Raw genomic sequence first — 17,923 nt, 5'->3', positions numbered from 1 at the left:
GGAGCTATTGCGCCTACTTCCCAGCAACGCGCGTGTGAACCTCGATCGTTCCTGACTCCTCCGGGTGCCGGACGGGACGCGGGACGCGGAGGCCGTTGCGGACGGTCAGACGGAGGTAGGCGCGGCGCCGGTCTGCACGGACGGGAACGCGACGGGCTTGGCGCCGCTGATCGCGTACAGATCCAGGCAGCGGATGGCGAGCGCCGTCGACGGCTCGCCGGTGGCGGCGTAGACGACCTCGTCGAGCGGATTGGCGTTCACCACGGACTGGTCGACCAGCAGCGGCATCCCCTCCGGCAGGAGGAGCGGGCACACCAGGCCGGCGGCGTACTCGGTGACCGCGTTCACCAGGTCCGGCCGGGCCGGGCGGATCAGGCGGGCGCCGACCGCGCGGCGTACGGCCTCGGCGGGCGGCAGGTCTCCCGCCGCCACGACCACCCCGGTGAGAAAACGGCGTTCGGGGCGGACGTCGTCGCACGTGTAGACGCGCGTCACCAGGCACCGCCGCGCCGGCAGGCCGAGCGCCCTCGGCAGCTCATCGGCGTGTGTGATCGCTACGGGCAGCCGCACGATCTGGTGCGTCGTCTCCCGTTCGAGCAGCGCGCGATGGATGGTGAGAGCGTCCTTCATGTCCTGCTCCGTCCTGCGGGGACCCCGCCGCCGGCCCCGCGCTCCGCTTCATCTGCGCCCCCGTACACCCCCACACCGGGAGATTCACCTCGTACCCGGACGAGCCGGGATAATCCTCTGAGCGGCCGACCCCTGCGGTGGGCCGCGCCCCGGCGTGCCCCGCTACCTTTGGTCGTACGGGAGGCTGCGGTGGTGTGCGCGGGCGTCCCCCGGGGTGCCCAGAACGTAACCCGGGGACCGCGCGACGGGAAGAGTTCCTCGCGCATTCCGCAGGAAGTTTTCCCGAGTCGCCTCCCGGGCGCCGAACAAATTCTTTTGTCAGTCCTCAACCAAGGAAATACGCTCGATGGCCGTGCCCGACCAGAATGTGACCCAGCAGCAGCCGACACAGCCGTCCCCGCGGCAACGGGCGGCCATCACCGAGCTGCTGCGCCGGGTCGCGCCGCTCGCCGACGAACTGGGCGAGCGCTTCCGGGCCGCCGGACACGAGCTGGCGCTGGTCGGCGGTCCGGTGCGGGACGCCCTGCTGCGCCGCGTCGGCAAGGACCTGGACTTCACCACCGACGCCCCGCCGCAGCGCGTCCTGGAGATCATCCGCGGCTGGGCCGACCACGTCTGGACGATCGGCATCGAGTTCGGCACCGTCGGCCTGCGCAAGGGCGACCACCAGCTGGAGATCACCACCTACCGCAGCGAGTCCTACGACCCCAGGTCCCGCAAGCCGCAGGTCTCCTACGGCACCTCGCTGCTGGAGGACCTGCGCCGCCGCGACTTCGCCGTCAACGCGATGGCGGCCCGGCTGCCCGGGCACGAGTTCGTCGACCCGTTCGGCGGCCTGGCCGACCTGGAGCGCAAGGTGCTGCGCACGCCCGGCCGCCCGGAGGACTCCTTCAGCGACGACCCGCTGCGGATGCTGCGCGCCGCCCGCTTCGCCGCCCAGCTCGGCTTCACCGTCGCGCCCGAGGTGGTGCGGGCCATGACCGACATGGCCGGACGCATCGAGATCGTGTCGGCGGAACGCGTCCGCGACGAGCTGTCCAAGCTGCTGTGCGGCGCGCACCCACGGCAGGGGCTGGCGCTGCTGGTCGACACCGGCCTGGCCGCCCACGTCCTGCCGGAACTGCCCAAGCTGCGCCTGGAGATCGACGAGCACCACCGGCACAAGGACGTCTACGAGCACTCGCTGATCGTCCTGGAGCAGGCGATCGCCCAGGAGGAGGACGGGCCCGACCTGGTGCTGCGGCTGGCGGCGCTGCTGCATGACATCGGCAAGCCCAAGACGCGCCGGTTCGAGCCGGGCGGCCGGGTGTCGTTCCACCACCACGAGGTCGTCGGCGCCAAGATGGCCCGCAAGCGGCTGACCGAGCTGCGCTACCCCAAGGACGTCGTCGCCGACGTGTCCCGCCTGGTCGAACTGCACCTGCGCTTCCACGGGTACGGGACGGGCGAGTGGACCGATTCGGCCGTCCGCCGGTACGTGCGCGACGCCGGGCACCTGCTGCCGCGGCTGCACAAGCTCACCCGGGCCGACTGCACCACCCGCAACCGCCGCAAGGCCGAACGCCTCCGCCGCACCTACGACGACCTGGAGGCCCGCATCGAGCGGCTCGCGGCGGAGGAGGAGCTCGCCAAGCTGCGCCCGGAGCTGGACGGCAACGAGATCCAGCGCGTCCTGGGCATCTCGCCGGGCCCGCTGGTCGGCAAGGCGTACAAGTTCCTGCTCGACCTGCGGCTGGACCGCGGTGTGATCGGCAAGGAGGCCGCCACGCAGGAGCTGCTCCGCTGGGCCGAGGCCGAGGGCCTGCCCGTCCCCGCCGGTGAGAGCTCCGACGGCCGGGCGGCGGGCGGGGACGCCGCGTCCGCCGGCCGGGACGACGCCGAGACCCGCACGGCCGAGGGCGGACGCGCGTGATCGAGGTCAGGCTGGGGCGGATGAGCCCCGCGGAGATCGAACGGCTGCAGGCCTTCGACCGCGACCACATCTGGCACCCGTACGCGCCGATGCCCGCCGCCGTGCCGCCCGAGATCGTGGTGTCCGCATCCGGGGTGCGGCTCACCCTCGCCGACGGCACCGAACTGATCGACGGGATGTCGTCGTGGTGGTCGGCCATCCACGGCTACAACCACCCCGAGCTCAACGCCGCCGTCACCGGGCAGCTGGGCCGGATGGCGCACGTGATGTTCGGCGGGCTGACCCACCCCGGGGCGGTGCGGCTGGCCGAACGGCTCGTCGAGCTGACGCCCGAGCCGCTGACCAAGGTGTTCTTCGCCGACTCCGGTTCGGTGGCGGTCGAGGTCGCCATCAAGATGGCACTGCAGTACTGGCGGTCGCAGGGGCGGCCCGGACGGCACCGGCTGCTGACCGTCCGCGGCGGCTACCACGGCGACACCTTCGGCGACATGGCCGTGTGCGATCCCGTCAACGGCATGCACCAGCTGTTCACCGACGTGCTGGCCCGGCACGTGTTCGCGCCGCCGCCCCCGCTCGGCTACCTCGCCGAACCCGATCAGGCGTACCTGGACGAGCTGGCCGCACTGGCCGCCGCGCACGAAGGCGAGCTGGCCGGGATCATCGTCGAGCCGATCGTGCAGGGCGCGGGCGGCATGCGCTTCTACGCCCCCGAGTACCTGCGGGCGCTGCGCGAGCTGGCCGACGAGCACGACCTGCTGCTGATCCTGGACGAGATCGCCACCGGGTTCGGCCGCACCGGCGAGATGTGGGGCTGCAACCACGCCGAGATCGCCCCGGACATCATGTGCGTCGGCAAGGCCCTCACCGGCGGGTACATGACGATGGCCGCGACGCTGTGCAGCGACCGGGTGGCGCACGGCATCACCACGGGCGAGGCGGGCGTCCTCATGCACGGCCCCACCTTCATGGCCAACCCGCTGGCGGCGGCGGTGGCGTCGGCGTCCATCGACCTGCTGCTGTCGCGCGACTGGCGGGACGAGGTCGACACCATCGAGGCCGTGCTGACCGCGTGCCTGGACGGCGCTGAGGACCTGCCCGGGGTGCGGGACGTGCGGGTGCTCGGCGCGATCGGCGTCATCGAGGCGCGCGAACCCGTGGACGTCCCCGCCGTCCAGAAGATCGCCATGGACCACGGGGTGTGGCTGCGCCCGTTCGGCCGCCTCGTCTACACCATGCCGCCGTACGTGTGCACGGCCGAGGAGACCGAGCGCATCGCCGACGCCATGTACGCCATCGCTGAATCCCTCTGACCCCCGACCACTTGGGCGCAGAGCGAATTCGCTTGGGCACGGGCGGAACTGCTTGGGGCGACGGGCTGTGCCACTTGAGCACAGGTCGTGTCGCTGGATGCGGGCCGTGCCGCTTGGGGGCAGGTCGTACCGCTCAGGGGCAGGTCGTACCGCTCAGGGGCAGGTCGTGCCGCTTTGAGGGGCGGCGTGCGCCGTTTGGGCGCGGGCCGAGGTGCTTGGGGGCAGGCCGAGGTGCTTGGGGGCAGGCCGAGGTGCTTGGGGGCAGGCCAGGCTGTGCTGCTTGGGTTCGGGACGTGCTGCCTGAGCGCAGGCCCGTGCCGTTCGAGGCGGGCGGATTCTGTTGGGCGCAGGGTGTGCTGCCCTGGCGGGGTCAGGTGGTGGTGGGGACGCGGGAGAGGCGGGCCGCGCAGGTGCGGAAGGCGACCGCGGCCAGCAGGTAGGCGGCCACGACGGCGACGAGGGTCGCGTAGGACACGCCGTCCGCGGGGAGCCAGGTGGCGGCGACGGCCGCGGCCGCGGCGAACGTGGCGTTGAACAGCATGTCGTAGACGGCGAACACCCGGCCGCGGTAGGCGTCCTCGATCGACTCCTGCAGGGTCGTGTCCACGCACAGCTTCACACCCTGCGACACCACCCCCAGCAGGAACGCGCCCACCACCCACGGCCCCTGGGCGAACGGCAGGCCGAGGACCAGCAGCACCACGCCGCCCCCCGCCAGCAGCCAGACGGTCCACGCGGCCTTGCCGACGCGCCGCACCACCGGCGGCGTGACCAGCGCGGCGGCGAAGTACCCGGCGCCCGACACGCCCAGCATGAGCGCGAACGCGGCCATGCCCGCGTCCGGGTCGGTGGTGAAGTGGTAGCGGCACAGCAGCAACGTCATGATCAGCACGATCCCGTACAGGAAGCGGTGCACGGAGATCGCCGCCAGCGACAGCGCCGCCGGGCCGTTGCCGAGCATGTGCCGGGCCCCGTCGACGAGGCCGTGCAGCACGTTGCCGAGGGCCTCGCGGGTGTGCGGGGCGGCCCGTTCCAGGTGCGGGCCGAGCAGCCGCCGCGGCAGCGATGTGGCGACCAGCGCCGCCGCCACCCACAGCGCCGCCGCGCCCAGCAGGATCAGCGCCGTTCCATCGTCGTGCGGGCCGAACATCCGCCGCATCAGATAGCCCAGGCCCGCGCCGGCGAACGCGATCACGGTGCCGGACGTCACGGCGAACGCGTTGGCCGTCACCAGGTGCTCGCGCCGTACGACGTGCGGCAGCGCGGCCGACAGCGCCGCCAGGAAGAACCGGTTGACGCCCAGCACGACCAGCACCGTCACGAAGAACACCGCGCCGTCCTGCCCGGCCGCCACCAGCGCCGCGACGAGCACCGTGAGCAGCGCCCGGACGACCGGCGTCCAGATCAGGATGCGCCGCCGCCGCCACCGGTCGATCAGCACCCCGGCGAACGGCCCGAGCGCCGAGTACGGCAGCAGCGTCACCGCGAACGCAGCCGCGGCCTTGCCCGCCGTCGTCTGCCGCTCGGGCGAGAAGAACACGTATCCGGCGAGCGCGACCTGGAAGACGCCGTCGGTGAGCTGCGACGCGAGCCGGGTGCCGTACAGGCGGCAAAAGTCCCGTCCGCGCAGGATCGCTCGCAGCTCGCTGGCCCTCACCCGATCACTCTACGCGGTAGATCGTCCACCTTATGGCAGCGCGTCCTGCGGGCCCGCGGGCGGGGCGGTCAGTCGGCCAGCCAGAGGCGGGTGTAGTCGTAGCCCGCCGCCGTCGGCAGGAAGGCCGCGCCGCGGACGCGGGCGGAGCGGTAGATGGTGTGGGCGCGGTTCAGCAGCGGGACGATCGCCGCGTCCCGCATGATCAGGTCGTCGGCGCGCTGCCAGTACCCGGCGGCGCGGGCGGCGTCGGGGGCGGTCAGCGCGGCGTCGATCAGGGCGTTGACCCGCGGGTTGTGGTAGCCGCCGTAGTTGGTGGAGTTCGGGCCGTAGACGCGCCCGTCGAACAGGGGCTGCACGACGGTGCGGCCGTTGTTGCCGTACCAGTCGGGCGTCCAGCCGGGGGCGGCGAGGTCCCATTGGCCGGCCTCCGTCCGCTCCGGCGTGGAGATCGTCTTGCCGTAGAAGTCGCCGCCGGTGTCGGGGATCAGCTCGGCCCGCACCCCGCACGCCGCCAGGTTCTGCCGGATCGACTCGGCGATCAGCTTGTGCACGCTGTTGGTGCGGTACGGGAACTTCAGCGCCAGGCCGTCCGGATACCCCGCCGCCGCCAGCAGCCGGCGGCAGCGCGCCGGGTCGCCCGCATCGCCCGGCGTCGGATACCGGTTGGCGGCGGCGTACCCGGAGGAGCCCGGCGGGATCACCGTGTGCAGCGGCTCGGCCGCCTCCGGCCCGCCCACGATCTTGACGAGTGCGGTGCGGTCGATGGCGTACTGCAGGGCCTGCCGCACCTCGCGGCGGCCGAGCGCGCCGCGGTTGTTCGGGCTGCGGGTGTTGAACACCAGGTACGGGCTGCTGCTGGGCGCGCGGTGGATGGCGAACCGCTCGTCCCGCCGCGCCCGCAGCCGGGGGATCGCGGCGGTGGGGACCGGCTGGTCCCAGGCCAGGTCGGCGGTGCCCTGCTCCAGCTGCTGCTGGACGGTGGCGGGGGAGTCCTGCCCGAGCGTGATCTGGATCTTCTCGACGTGGCGTTCGCGCAGCGGATCGGTCTCGCGCCGCCACACCGGGTTGCGGGTCAGCAGGTACGACATGCCCGGCCGGTAGGAGGTGATCTGGTACGGGCCGTCGGAGATGGTGTGCTGCCGGAACTCGGGGCTGTCGGGGACGTACGCGTCGTACTCCCTGGGGGCCGCGGCGGTGTACGGCAGCGCCAGCAGGTTGAGGAAGTCGCTGGCCGGCTCGCGCAGCGTGAACACCAGCGTGTGCGCGTCCCTGGCCTGGATCCCGGCGATGTCGTGCGAGTTCTGGTACGCGGCGATGGCTCCGGCGTCGTCGGCCCTGACGCGGGCGAAGCCCCGGCAGAACTCGTCCATGCCGCGGATGGTGGAGGTGTAGTAGCCCCGCCCCGGCGCCGGGGCCGCGGGGTTGCACAGCCGCTTGAAGCCCCGGACGAAGTCCTCGGCGGTGACCGGGCGCGGCGGCCGGGTGTTCCACAGCACGCCCTCGCGCAGCCTGAGCGTGTAGGTGCGGCCGTCCTCGCTGATGCCGCCGTTCTCGCGGGTGGGCACCTGCACCGCCATGTCCGCCCGGACGGGCAGGGTCTCGCTGAAGTCGTTGGACGCCTTGGTGCCGAGCAGCGTCCGCGCGTAGGTGCGGTTCAGCCCGTACGCGCCGACACCGTTGGCGGCGGCGGTGTCGAGGTGCGACACGTCGGACGAGCCGACGACGCGCAGCGTGCCGCCGTCGCGCGGCGGGCCGTCCGCGACGCGGCCCGATCCGCTTGCGCCGCACGCCGTCAGGCCCATGGCCAGCCCGGCCAGTCCCGCCGTCACTTTTCCCAGCTCGCGTGCCATCCAAGTCCTCCAGTCGGCCACTGGAACGGTACGCACAATCACTGACGGTGCAACAGTAGGACCAGAGCGTGACAACGTCCGCTACATCGGCATTTTCGTCATGTAAAGACATGCTTGAAGACGGCGAAAAACCGCCGTGCTCAAGCCCTGACCGCTCCGCCGGTGGACCATCTTCCCCGACCGCGGGCGCAACGGCGGTCCGGCGCGCGCCGGGCGGGCGTGTCGTGTCCGCTTCTCCTTTTCTCGAGCCGGAAAAGCCGAACGGCCGCCCTACGGTCCGGGCGGCCGTTCGGCGTCTCAGCGTGCGAGGGTCAGCGCTCGACCTCGCCGCGGATGAACTCCTCCACGGCCTCGCGCGCGCGGTTGTCGTCGTACTGCACGGGCGGGGACTTCATGAAGTAGGAGCTGGCCGACAGGATCGGGCCGCCGATGCCGCGGTCCTTGGCGATCTTGGCGGCGCGGATCGCGTCGATGATGACGCCGGCGGAGTTGGGGGAGTCCCAGACCTCCAGCTTGTACTCCAGGTTCAGCGGGACGTCGCCGAACGCCTTGCCCTCCAGCCGCACGTACGCCCACTTGCGGTCGTCCAGCCACGGCACGTGGTCGGACGGGCCGATGTGCACGTCGCTCTTGGCCATCTCGCGCGGCACCTGGGAGGTCACCGACTGCGTCTTGGAGATCTTCTTGGACTGGAGCCGGCTGCGCTCCAGCATGTTCATGAAGTCCATGTTGCCGCCGAAGTTGAGCTGGTAGGTGCGCTGCAGCTCGACTCCGCGGTCCTCGAACAGCTTGGCCATCACCCGGTGGGTGATGGTCGCGCCGATCTGCGACTTGATGTCGTCGCCGACGATCGGGACGCCCGCCTTGGTGAACTTCTCCGCCCACTCGGGGTCGGAGGCGATGAACACCGGCAGGGCGTTGACGAACGCCACGCCCGCGTCCAGGGCGCACTGGGCGTAGAAGCGGTCGGCCTCCTCCGAGCCGACCGGCAGGTAGGACACCAGCACGTCGGCCTTGGTGTCCTTGAGCACCTTGACGACGTCCACCGGCTCCTGGCTGGACTCCTCGATCATGTCGCGGTAGTACTCGCCCAGCCCGTCGTAGGTGTGGCCGCGCTGCACCACGACACCGGTCGGCGGCACGTCGCAGATCTTGATCGTGTTGTTCTCGCTGGCGGTGATGGCGTCGGACAGGTCCATGCCGACCTTCTTGGCGTCCACGTCGAAGGCCGCGACGAACTCCACGTCGCGGACGTGGTAGTCGCCGAACCGGACGTGCATGAGACCTGGCACCTTCGTGTCCGGGTCAGCGTCCTTGTAGTACTCGACGCCCTGGACGAGCGAAGCGGCGCAGTTGCCCACTCCGACGATGGCCACGCGCACCGAACCCATCCGGTTGCTCCTTCTCTGCTACGGGACGCGGGGTCGTCACACCCGTCCCCGGTGCAGCGGCCGCGGTGTCAGCGGCCGTCGCGCCGGGGCGCGTCCTGGTTTCTATCCGAAGTGCTCGCGTTCTCCTGTGCCGCCCGCTCGCGTCCGATGAGCTCGTTGAGCCACCGGACCTCGCGTTCGACCGACTCGAGCCCGTGGTTTTGCAGCTCAAGCGTGTAGTGGTCGACCCGTTCCCGGGTCCGCGCCAGCGCGGCGCGCAGTCTCTCCAGCCGTTCCTCCAGCCGGCTGCGCCGGCCTTCGAGGATCCGAAGCCGGACGTCGGCGCGGGTATGGGAGAAGAAGGCGAAGCGCACGCCGAAGCCCTCGTCCTCCCATGTCGCCGGCCCGGTCTCGGTGAGCAGGTGCTGCAGTCGCTCCTTGCCCTCGGCGGTGAGCCTGTAGACGATCTTCGACCGGCGGCTCTGCAGGGCGATCGCCACGTTCGGCTCCTCCGGCCGGTCCTCGACGATCAGCCCGTTGGCCAGCAGTTGCTTGAGGCACGGGTAGAGCGAGCCGTAGGAGAACGCGCGGAACATGCCGAGCAGGGCGTTGAGCCGCTTGCGCAGCTCGTAGCCGTGCATGGGGGACTCGTTGAGCAGGCCGAGCACGGCGAGCTCCAGCACGCCGGAGCCCCTCTTGCCTGCCATCGCGCCCCCCGGGTCGCCGGTCGATGTTCCCGCCTCTCGGGGAGGTCCCGAGAGGCGCCGCGGCCCCGGTCGGTCGGCCGTCGGCCGGTGCCGTCCGGACCGCGGGATGTATCGAGTCAATGTATCGATTCGATACATCGCAAAGATACGTAGCTCCCACGCATCCTGGCAAGTGGCCCAACCCTGGAAATCCGTACGTCCACCTCCTGGCAGGAGGGGGTTTCGTTACCTTCCGTACCGGTTTGCGATCTTTCCTGGCGTGCCGGGGCGACATACGCTGCTGGCATGTCGGGGCGGAGGAACCGCCGATGAGGCCGCGCCTGGTCGTCGACTACGGCCTGGCGAAGCGGGCGGCGCTGGCCGAGCTGCGGTCCGGCCGGCTGGCCCGGGACGACGCCTGCGACGCGCATCCCTACCTGCTGCGCGCGGCCAAGTACCACGGCGAGCCCACCGACAAGCGCTGCCCGGTCTGCCGGCGCGAGCGCCTCACCCATGTCACCTATGTGTACGGGGACGAACTCGGACGGTATGCGGGCCGCGTCAAGGCGACGTCCGAACTGGCGGAGATGGCCCGGGAATATGGCGAATTCCGGGTCTTCGTTGTCGAGGTATGCCAGGGTTGCGCCTGGAACCATCTAACGGTGTCATACGTCCTCGGGCACGGAGACGAGCCCCGCGGCCAGCGGGGATAGCTCTCCGGGTCACGCGTTCCGCCCGGCGCGCCGGCGCAGGGCCGGACGAGCGGATCGTGCACAGCCGTCTCCCGCTCATCAGCGTGCACAGTAATCTTCGGACGACGCACCATCCGTACCCCCCGTTGATGAGGTCGCGTGAGTATTCCAAGCCAGCCCCGACCAGGACCCGGGTCGCAGTGGCCGGGCGGGCAGAACGGTCCCCGCTCCGGCCGGCCCGGGATGCCCAGCAGGCAGGGCATGCCGAACGGCGGCAACGCCGGCTCCGGCATGCCGGGCCGCCCGCCGCAGCCGGGTCGTGGTCCCGGCGGGCGAGGCGTACCAGGCGGACCGGGCGGCGGCATGGGTAGGCCGCAGGGCGCTCCGGGACGCCACAGCGCGGGCCGGATGCCCCCGGGAGCCGGTGGCGGCGGACCGCGCCGCGCCGCCAGCGGCATGCCCGGCGCGCCCGGCGGTCCGGGCCGCCCCGGCGGTCCGGGTGGACGCGGAGGTCCGGGCGGACGCGGAGGACCGGGTGGACGCGGCCCCGGCGGTCCGGGCGGTCCGGGGGGGCGAGGCCCGGGAGGGCCGGGCAGGCACGGCGGCGGCCCCGGCGGGCCCGGCGGACGCGGGCGCGGTCCCCGCGACCCGGAGGACCGCGAACGCAGGTGGTACGACCATCTGCGCTCCCGCCCCTACGGCTGGCGCCGGTTCCTGCCCTCGTGGAAGCTGGTGGTGGGCGGCGGCCTGTTCAGTTTCCTCAGCCTCGCCGCGCTGATCGGCATCGCGTACGCCAAGACGCCGGTGCCCGACCAGGGCAACGAGGAGGCCACCAAGACCGCGGCGATCTTCTACTACCGGGACGGCAAGACCGAGATCGGCCGGTTGGGTACGAACCGGGTGCCGGTCACCTTCGACCAGATCCCGGAGCACGTCCGCTACGCGGCGATCGCGGCGGAGAACCGCACCTTCTACACCGACAGCGGATTCTCGATAAAGGGCATCACCCGGGCGGTGTGGAACAACCTCACCGGCGGTGAGACGCAGGGCGGTTCGACCATCACCCAGCAGCTCGCCAAGAACTACTACCTGACGCCCGAGCAGACGATGAGCCGAAAGTTCAAGGAGATGTTCATCTCCTTGAAACTGGAGGACAAGCTGGGCAGCAAGGACAAGATCCTTGAGCTGTACCTGAACACCATCTACTTCGGCCGCAACTCCTACGGGATCCAGGCGGCGGCCAAGAGCTACTTCGGCAAGGACGTCAGCAAGCTGACGCCGGACGAGGGGGCGCTGCTGGCCGCCATCATCCAGCAGCCGGGCCGGTTCGACCCGCGCAGCGACGACCCCGAGGCCGTCAAGGAGACCCAGGCGCGCTACCTCTACGTGCTCGACGGCATGCGCAAAATGGGCAAGCTGAGCGACGCCGACTACGCCAAGTACAGCCAGCGCCTGCCGGAGACCAAGGAGATCGGCGGCACCGCCACCTTCGGCGGCCAGAACGGCTACATGATCAAGCGGGCGCTGCGCGAGCTGCAGCGCGACCAGGGGATCACCGAGGACGAGGTCATCCGCAACGGCCTGCGCGTCATCACCACCTTCGACCGCAAGAAGATGATCGCGGCCAAGCAGGCCGTGGAGAAGTCGGTCCCCGGCGTCGACCCCGAGAAGCTGCTCAAGCAGCATGTGCGGCTGGGCCTGACCTCGGTCAACACCACCAACGGCGAGGTCGAGGCCATCTACGGCGGACCCGACTACCTCAAGCAGTCGTTCGACAACGTGTGGGCGGGCTCGGCCCAGGCGGGCTCGGCGATGAAGCCGTACGTGCTGGCCACCGCGCTGAAGAACGGCTGGAGCCTGCGGACCACGGTGGAGAACCGCTCCGGCGTGTCGTTCAACGGCAGCGGCCAGGTCGTGGCCGCCGGCACGCCCGGCGCGCTCGCCCCGATCCGCAACAGCCACTCCGGTCCGGCCGCGATCGACCTGGTCAAGGCCATCCAGGAGTCGAGCAACACCGGGTTCGTGCAGCTGGCGCTGAAGGTCGGCGTGCCGAACGTGGCCGAGACGGCCGAGAGCGTGGGCATCTCGTCCGACCTGGTCGAGCCGTACAAGAACCAGGCCGGTCTGGCGCTGGGCATCAACGACATCCGGCCCATCGAGCAGGCGGCCGGGTACGCGGTGTTCGCCAACGGCGGCACGTACTACCAGCCGCACGTCGTCCGGGAGGTCCGCACCAAGGACAACGCGGGCAAGTACAAGGAGCTGAGCTGGAAGAAGCGCACGGGCGTGTTCAGCGAGACCGTCACCCGCGACGTCACCTACGCGATGCAGCAGGTCGTCAAGCCGGGCGGTACCGCGACGGCCGCGGCGCTGTCCGACCGGCCGGTGGCCGGCAAGACCGGTACCACGGAGAAGAACGTGGCGACCTGGTTCATCGGCTTCACCGCGAACCCGAAGCTGTCCACGGCCGTGACGATGTTCAACGACAAGAAGAAGACGTTGTACATCCCCGGCCTGGGCGAAATCTCCGGTGGTGCCGTCCCCGCACGAATCTGGCACGCCTACACCGCGGCGGTCGCGCAGGGCACCACGCCCGAGCAGTTCGCGCCGCCGGCGTTCGGCGGCAGCCAGCAGTCGTTCGGCAAGACGACGCCCACGCCGACGGCGAGCGCGACGCCCGAGGACCGCGAGACGGAGGAGCCCGACTGCAGCGACCCGCGCAACCAGAACAACGCGAAGTGCGCCCAGCAGACGACTCCGACGACCCCGACGCCGTGCCCGGGCAACGGTAACGGCAACGGCAACAACTGCACCCCCACGTCGACGCCGACGCAGGGCACCGACCAGATCTGCAAGTACTTCCCGAACCGTCCGGAGTGCCAGGATGGCGGCGACGACGATGACGACGACTCGAACGATCCGACCGATCCGAAGCCGCAGCAGCAGTCGACACCGCTGACCTACACAAGATCAAGGCCATAGCGCCATGACCCACCGCGAACGGCCCCGCCCCGGGCGACCCCCGGGCCGGGGCCGTTCGCCGTGCCGGGGCGACGTTCCGCTCGTCCGCGCGCCCCTGCGGCTGCCGCCCCGTCATGACGCCGCGCGCGTACCGACGTGCGCAGTACCCTCGGACGACGCAGGGCCCTCGACACCGAGCAGGAGTGAACCGCGCACAATGGCAGACCCCGAACGGCCGCGGGCGCACAGGTCCTCCCGCCGTGCGGCCGTCGGCGGCTGGTCGTCGGCGCGGCGCCCGAAGGTACATTCGCTGACGACGGCGGCAGAGCAACTACCTGATGAGGTCGCGTGAGCTACCGAAGCCAGTACGGACCGGAATACGGAGAGGGCCCGGCACGGCGGTCGGGCTCCTACCCGCCCGGCGGGGCGGGGGCGTCGGGCGGCGGTGCGCCGGACCTGGGTCCCGCCTCGGGATCGGGGGGAAGACCGGGCGGAAGAGTCTCGGCGCGCGGAACACCGGGGCGAAGACGGCGCGGCGCCCCGCACCCGGGGCACAGGGCCGCGGCCGCTCCGATACCCGGCGGGGGGCCGCCGTGGCAACCCGGCGGGCCGGGCGGCCCCGGAGGTCCGGGCGGACCGGGCCCCGGCGGCGGAGGACGCAGGCACGCCCGCCCCGGCAAGCCCCCCAAGACCGGGTGGCGGCGCTACGTCCCGTCCTGGAAGATCCTCGCCGGGCTCACGGCGCTCGTCTTCCTCGCCGGGGTGACGCTGTTCGCGGTCGGCTACACGATGACGCCGATGCCCACCAAGCCGCAGGACGGCGTGACCGACGAGGGCTCGGCCATCCTCTACGCCGACGGCAAGACCCCGATCGTCCGGCTCGGCGCGCACCGCGAATCGGTCCCGCTGGACAAGGTGCCCGAGCACGTCCGCAACGCCGTGCTCGCCGCCGAGGACCGCGGCTTCTACCAGGAGAGCCTCGGCGTGTCCCCCAAGGGCCTGACCCGCGCCGTGTTCAAGACCGCGATCGGCGGCGACACCCAGGGTGGCTCCACGATCACCCAGCAGCTGGCCCGAAACTATTACAAGGGTCTCAGCCAGGACCGCACCCTCAGCCGCAAGATCAAAGAGATCTTCGTTTCACTTAAGATCGGTGAGAAGCTCTCCAAGGACAAGATCCTGGAGATGTACCTCAACACGGTCTACTTCGGCCGCCAGGCCAACGGCATCCAGGCCGCGGCCCGGGCCTACTTCCACAAGGACGTCAGCAAGCTGACCGTCGCCGAGGGCGCCCTGCTGGCCGCGATGATCCAGCGGCCCACCTACTTCAAGACCCAGGGCAACGACGAGGCCAACCGGGCACTGCGCGCCCGCTGGAACTACGTCCTGGACGGCATGGTCGAGATGGGCAAGCTGTCGAAGGCCGACCGGCAGCGGCAGAAGTTCCCGCTCACCGAACGCGAGTGGACCGACACCAAGCAGACCAACCAGACCGGGTTCATCAAGGAACGCGTGATGGACGAGCTCCGGCAGATCAAGGGCCTGCCGGACGACGTGGAGAACGCCGGTCTGCGCATCACCACCAGCCTCGACCCCCGCTGGATGTCCTACGCCCGGCAGGCGATGGCCGAGGCCGGCGTGAAGAACTGGCCGAAGAACATCGGCACCGGGCTGATCGCCGTCGACCCGGAGAACGGCGAGATCAAGGCGTTCTACGGCGGCGACCCCAAACGCAGCCAGGTCGACACCGTCTTCACCCCCGGCGCCCAGGTCGGCTCGTCGTTCAAGCCGTACGTGCTGGCCACCGCCCTCAAGAGCGGGCAGAGCATCAAGTCGACCATCGACGGCCACTCGCCGCAGTGCTTCGACGGCAGCGGCGAGAGCCACCCCGTCTCGTCCAGCTGCTACACCGTCAACAACGACGAGGGCGACCCGCCGATGGGCGTGATCGACCTGGTCACCGCCACCGAGAAGTCGGTCAACACCGCCTACGTCAAGCTCGGCCTCAAGCTCGGCCTCGACCGGGTGGCCGAGACCGCCGAGGAGTTCGGCATCCCCAAGCGCTACATCGACCCGCACCGCAACGTCGGCGGCCTGTCCCTGGGCATCGCCAACATCCCGGCGGTGTACCAGGCGGCCGGGTACGCGGCGTTCGCCAACGGCGGCACGTCCGTCACCCCCCACCTGATCAGGAAAGTGCAGGTGAAGACCGAGGACGGCACGTACCGGACGATTCCGCTGCCGTGGGGCAAGGACAAGGGCGAGCGGATCCTCACCCAGGACCAGGCCGCCCAGGCCACCTACGCGATGCGCAAGGTCGTCACCAGCGGCACCGCCACCAATGCGCAGCTCAGCGACGGCCGCCAGGTCGCCGGCAAGACCGGCACCACCGACAAGAACGCCGCGGCGTGGTTCGTGGGCTACATCCCGCAGCTGTCCACGGCCGTGACGATGTTCAACAAGAACGGCCAGAAGCCCATCACCGGCATCCCCGGGTTCCAAGGCAACAGCATCTACGGCGGCACCGTCCCGGCGAAGATCTGGAAGAACTTCATGGAGAAGGTCATCGCCGGGGAGCACCTGCAGCCGGAGACCTTCCCGCAGCCCACCTACAGCGACACCGCCGCCAAGGCGTGGGACACGCCGCCCCCGCCCAGCCCCAGCCCGACGCCGACCCCCTCTCCCTCGCAGACCTGCCCGCCCGGGCAGGAGGAGGGCCCGGACGGAAACTGCACGCCGCTGTCGCCGTCCCCCTCGCCGAGCGACACGGCCACGCCGCCGAACGGGCAGGTCCCGTGCAACCGGTTCGGCATGCCGGTCGGCTGCAACCCGAACATCCCCCCGTCCGACCCGCCGCCGCGGTGGTGGTGCAACGCGCACCCCTACCACCCCCGGTGCGAGTCGACCGAACCGAACTTCGGGTCGAACGACTGACGGCCACGTGAGCCCGGCCCTTTTCACGTACTTCGCGAGGGGCCGGGCCCGCGTGCCATAGTGTGCGACCATGTCGCCGTCTTCTTCCGCGGATGGGTACGCCGACCGCGAGGTGAGCGCGGAGAACCCCGCCGCGCCCGCCCCGTCCGGCGCGGGCGGCCGCCTGCGCGGCCTGGTGCCCGTGCTGACCGGCGTGACGAGCCTGGTGTGCCTGCTGGGCTGGCTGCAGAAGCAGCCGTGCGCGACCGCCGGGTTCGACTTCGTCAGGACGACGACGCGCGCCTGCTACACCGACATCTACCCGCTGTACTTCGTGCGCGGCCTGAACGAAAACAAGATCCCCTACTTCGACTCGTTCGCCGGCGACACCTTCCACTACGTCGAGTACCCGGTGCTGAGCGGCGCGTTCATGCAGGTGGTGAACTGGCTGGTCCAGCCGTTCGGCGCCGACGGGCGCGGCATGGCGTTCTACAACGTCACCGTCGTGCTGCTGGCGGCGCTGGCGGTCGTCACCGTGCTGGCCACCGCCTACGCCGCGGGGCAGCGCTCGCTGCGCGCGGGCCTGATGGTGGCGCTGTCCCCGTCGCTGCTGCTCACCGCCTACATCAACTGGGACCTGCTGGCCGTCGGCCTGACGGCGCTGGCGGTGGCGGCGTGGTCGCGTCGCGCTCCGGCGCTCGCGGGCGTGCTGCTCGGCCTTGCGATCGCCGCGAAGTTCTACCCGGTGCTGTTCCTGTGGCCCTTCGTCCTACTGTGCGTGCGTGCCGGCCGGTGGCGGGCCTTGGGACGCCTGCTGGTCGGCACCGCCGCGAGTTGGCTGGCGGTGAACCTGCCGGTGATGCTGTTCGCCTGGGACGGCTGGCTGACCTTCTACTCCTTCAGCCGCACCCGGGGCATCGACTGGGGCTCCATCTTCTTCATCCTCCAGGACCACGGCCTGGAGGGCGTGGCCGAACGCGACCAGCTCAACCTGGTGGGCAGCGCAACGTTCGCGCTGCTCGCCCTGGCCATCGGCGTGCTGGCGCTGGCCGCACCCCGCCGTCCGCGCCTGCCCCAGTTGATGCTGCTCGTCCTCATCGCGTTCATGCTGCCCAACAAGGTGTGGTCGCCCCAGTACGTGCTGTGGCTGCTGCCCCTGGTGGCGCTGGCCCGCCCCCGCCTCCCCGCCTACCTGCTGTGGCAGGCCGGTGAGCTCGTCTACTTCTTCGGCATCTGGTGGTACCTGCTGTCGGTGTCCCTCCGCGTGGACGGCGCCGGACTGTCCGCGACGCTCTCGACGCTGCTGGGCTTCGACCTGCCCACCGAGGGCATCGACACCAACGCCTACTACGTCGCCCTACTCGCCCGCTTCGTCACGGTTCTGCTGCTCGCCGTGCTGGTCGTCCGCGACATCCTGCGCCCCTCCGGCGACCCGGTCCGCGCCGACGGCGACGACGACCCCGCAGGAGGCGTCCTCGACGAGGCCCCCGACGCCTTCCGCCTGTCCCCCCGCCTCAACAGCCTCCGCCCCCTCAAAACAACCTGACCGCACCCTTCGAAGAACCGCGTCACCGTCGCGCCCTGAGACAACCGAACAGCCGCACAACACAGCCGTGCCCCACGCCCAGACGGCATGCCCGCATCGCCGACGCCCCCCGGGTGCACCTTGCGGCGGCCGGGCGCCGCGTTGGTAGGGCGTCACCAGGCTCGGATGCCGACGCGGCCACACCCGCCCAGCTCTACGCAACCCGACTCACGTTTGGAACGGCGTGCCCACGCCGCCGTAGCCGCTGGGGGTCCGAACGCTGGTGTGTGCTGTGTGGGGGCTGTGTTGGTGCGGCGGCAGCTGGCGCGGTGCTGGTGCGGTTGCACCTGTCGAGCTTTCCGCAGGGCGACTGACGTCTGGAATGGCGTGCTTACGCCGCCGTAGCCGCTGGGGGTG

At 71.0% G+C, this 17,923-nt stretch carries 11 protein-coding genes; 6 read left to right on the top strand and 5 right to left on the bottom strand.

Translation table 11 applies throughout. The features are described 5' to 3' along the window. Nucleotides 1-105: 105 nt before the first annotated feature. On the bottom strand, nt 106-630 hold the full coding sequence (locus QSK22_RS25010; RefSeq protein ID WP_285496808.1) for an aminoacyl-tRNA deacylase: 525 nt from the start codon (nt 628-630) through the stop codon (nt 106-108). Between the two features lie 346 nt (nt 631-976). Here QSK22_RS25010 and QSK22_RS25005 point away from each other — a divergent pair, with 346 nt between their 5' ends. Together QSK22_RS25005 and QSK22_RS25000 are read left to right on the top strand one after the other, a co-directional pair. After that, nucleotides 977-2,542: a CCA tRNA nucleotidyltransferase gene (locus QSK22_RS25005; protein WP_285496807.1), complete on the top strand. Its 1,566-nt coding sequence runs from the start codon at nt 977-979 to the stop codon at nt 2,540-2,542. Then, on the top strand, nt 2,539-3,852 hold the full coding sequence (locus tag QSK22_RS25000) for an adenosylmethionine--8-amino-7-oxononanoate transaminase (protein WP_285496806.1): 1,314 nt from the start codon (nt 2,539-2,541) through the stop codon (nt 3,850-3,852). Before QSK22_RS25005 ends, QSK22_RS25000 begins: the two co-directional genes overlap by 4 nt. Before the next feature lie 370 nt (nt 3,853-4,222). On the opposite strand, the gene QSK22_RS24995 is transcribed toward QSK22_RS25000, so the two are convergent. From QSK22_RS24995 to QSK22_RS24980, 4 genes are all read right to left on the bottom strand, one after another. Beyond that, nucleotides 4,223-5,509: an MFS transporter gene (locus QSK22_RS24995; RefSeq protein WP_285496805.1), complete on the bottom strand. Its 1,287-nt coding sequence runs from the start codon at nt 5,507-5,509 to the stop codon at nt 4,223-4,225. 68 nt (nt 5,510-5,577) lie between these two features. Next, complete coding sequence (locus tag QSK22_RS24990) at nt 5,578-7,359, bottom strand: ABC transporter substrate-binding protein (RefSeq protein ID WP_285496804.1); 1,782 nt, start codon at nt 7,357-7,359, stop codon at nt 5,578-5,580. A 311-nt stretch (nt 7,360-7,670) separates the two neighbouring features. After that, on the bottom strand, nt 7,671-8,750 hold the full coding sequence (locus tag QSK22_RS24985; RefSeq protein WP_285496803.1) for an inositol-3-phosphate synthase: 1,080 nt from the start codon (nt 8,748-8,750) through the stop codon (nt 7,671-7,673). A gap of 68 nt (nt 8,751-8,818) precedes the next feature. After that, nucleotides 8,819-9,436, bottom strand: a complete 618-nt coding sequence (locus tag QSK22_RS24980; protein ID WP_285496802.1) for a PadR family transcriptional regulator — start codon at nt 9,434-9,436, stop codon at nt 8,819-8,821. A 308-nt stretch (nt 9,437-9,744) separates the two neighbouring features. Between QSK22_RS24980 and QSK22_RS24975 the strand changes: the two genes are divergently transcribed. From QSK22_RS24975 to QSK22_RS24960, 4 genes are all read left to right on the top strand, one after another. Further along, nucleotides 9,745-10,128, top strand: coding sequence for a DUF5318 family protein (locus tag QSK22_RS24975; protein ID WP_285496801.1), 384 nt, complete (start codon nt 9,745-9,747; stop codon nt 10,126-10,128). A 711-nt stretch (nt 10,129-10,839) separates the two neighbouring features. Continuing rightward, nucleotides 10,840-13,089 (top strand): transglycosylase domain-containing protein, encoded by a 2,250-nt coding sequence (locus QSK22_RS24970; RefSeq protein ID WP_285496800.1) that lies wholly within the window; start codon nt 10,840-10,842, stop codon nt 13,087-13,089. A 741-nt stretch (nt 13,090-13,830) separates the two neighbouring features. Continuing rightward, complete coding sequence (locus QSK22_RS24965) at nt 13,831-16,002, top strand: transglycosylase domain-containing protein (RefSeq protein WP_285496799.1); 2,172 nt, start codon at nt 13,831-13,833, stop codon at nt 16,000-16,002. Nucleotides 16,003-16,072: 70 nt separating this feature from the next. Further along, nucleotides 16,073-17,527 (top strand): glycosyltransferase family 87 protein, encoded by a 1,455-nt coding sequence (locus QSK22_RS24960; protein WP_285496798.1) that lies wholly within the window; start codon nt 16,073-16,075, stop codon nt 17,525-17,527. Nucleotides 17,528-17,923 lie beyond the last annotated feature (396 nt).

This window comes from Actinomadura sp. NBRC 104425 (assembly GCF_030269545.1).
Taxonomy (GTDB): domain Bacteria; phylum Actinomycetota; class Actinomycetes; order Streptosporangiales; family Streptosporangiaceae; genus Spirillospora; species Spirillospora keratinilytica.
The sequence above is the reverse complement of the archived record's forward strand: the minus strand, read 5'-3'. Positions and strand labels throughout refer to the sequence as shown.

Excerpts from the sequence above, each read along its gene's own strand:
- QSK22_RS25010 (WP_285496808.1), bottom strand. The coding sequence starts at position 630 with ATGAAGGACGCTCTCACCATCCATCGCGCGCTGCTCGAACGGGAGACG.
- QSK22_RS25005 (WP_285496807.1), top strand. The coding sequence starts at position 977 with ATGGCCGTGCCCGACCAGAATGTGACCCAGCAGCAGCCGACACAGCCG.
- QSK22_RS24990 (WP_285496804.1), bottom strand. The coding sequence starts at position 7,359 with ATGGCACGCGAGCTGGGAAAAGTGACGGCGGGACTGGCCGGGCTGGCC.
- QSK22_RS24985 (WP_285496803.1), bottom strand. The coding sequence starts at position 8,750 with ATGGGTTCGGTGCGCGTGGCCATCGTCGGAGTGGGCAACTGCGCCGCT.
- QSK22_RS24980 (WP_285496802.1), bottom strand. The coding sequence starts at position 9,436 with ATGGCAGGCAAGAGGGGCTCCGGCGTGCTGGAGCTCGCCGTGCTCGGC.
- QSK22_RS24975 (WP_285496801.1), top strand. The coding sequence starts at position 9,745 with ATGAGGCCGCGCCTGGTCGTCGACTACGGCCTGGCGAAGCGGGCGGCG.
- QSK22_RS24960 (WP_285496798.1), top strand. The coding sequence starts at position 16,073 with ATGTCGCCGTCTTCTTCCGCGGATGGGTACGCCGACCGCGAGGTGAGC.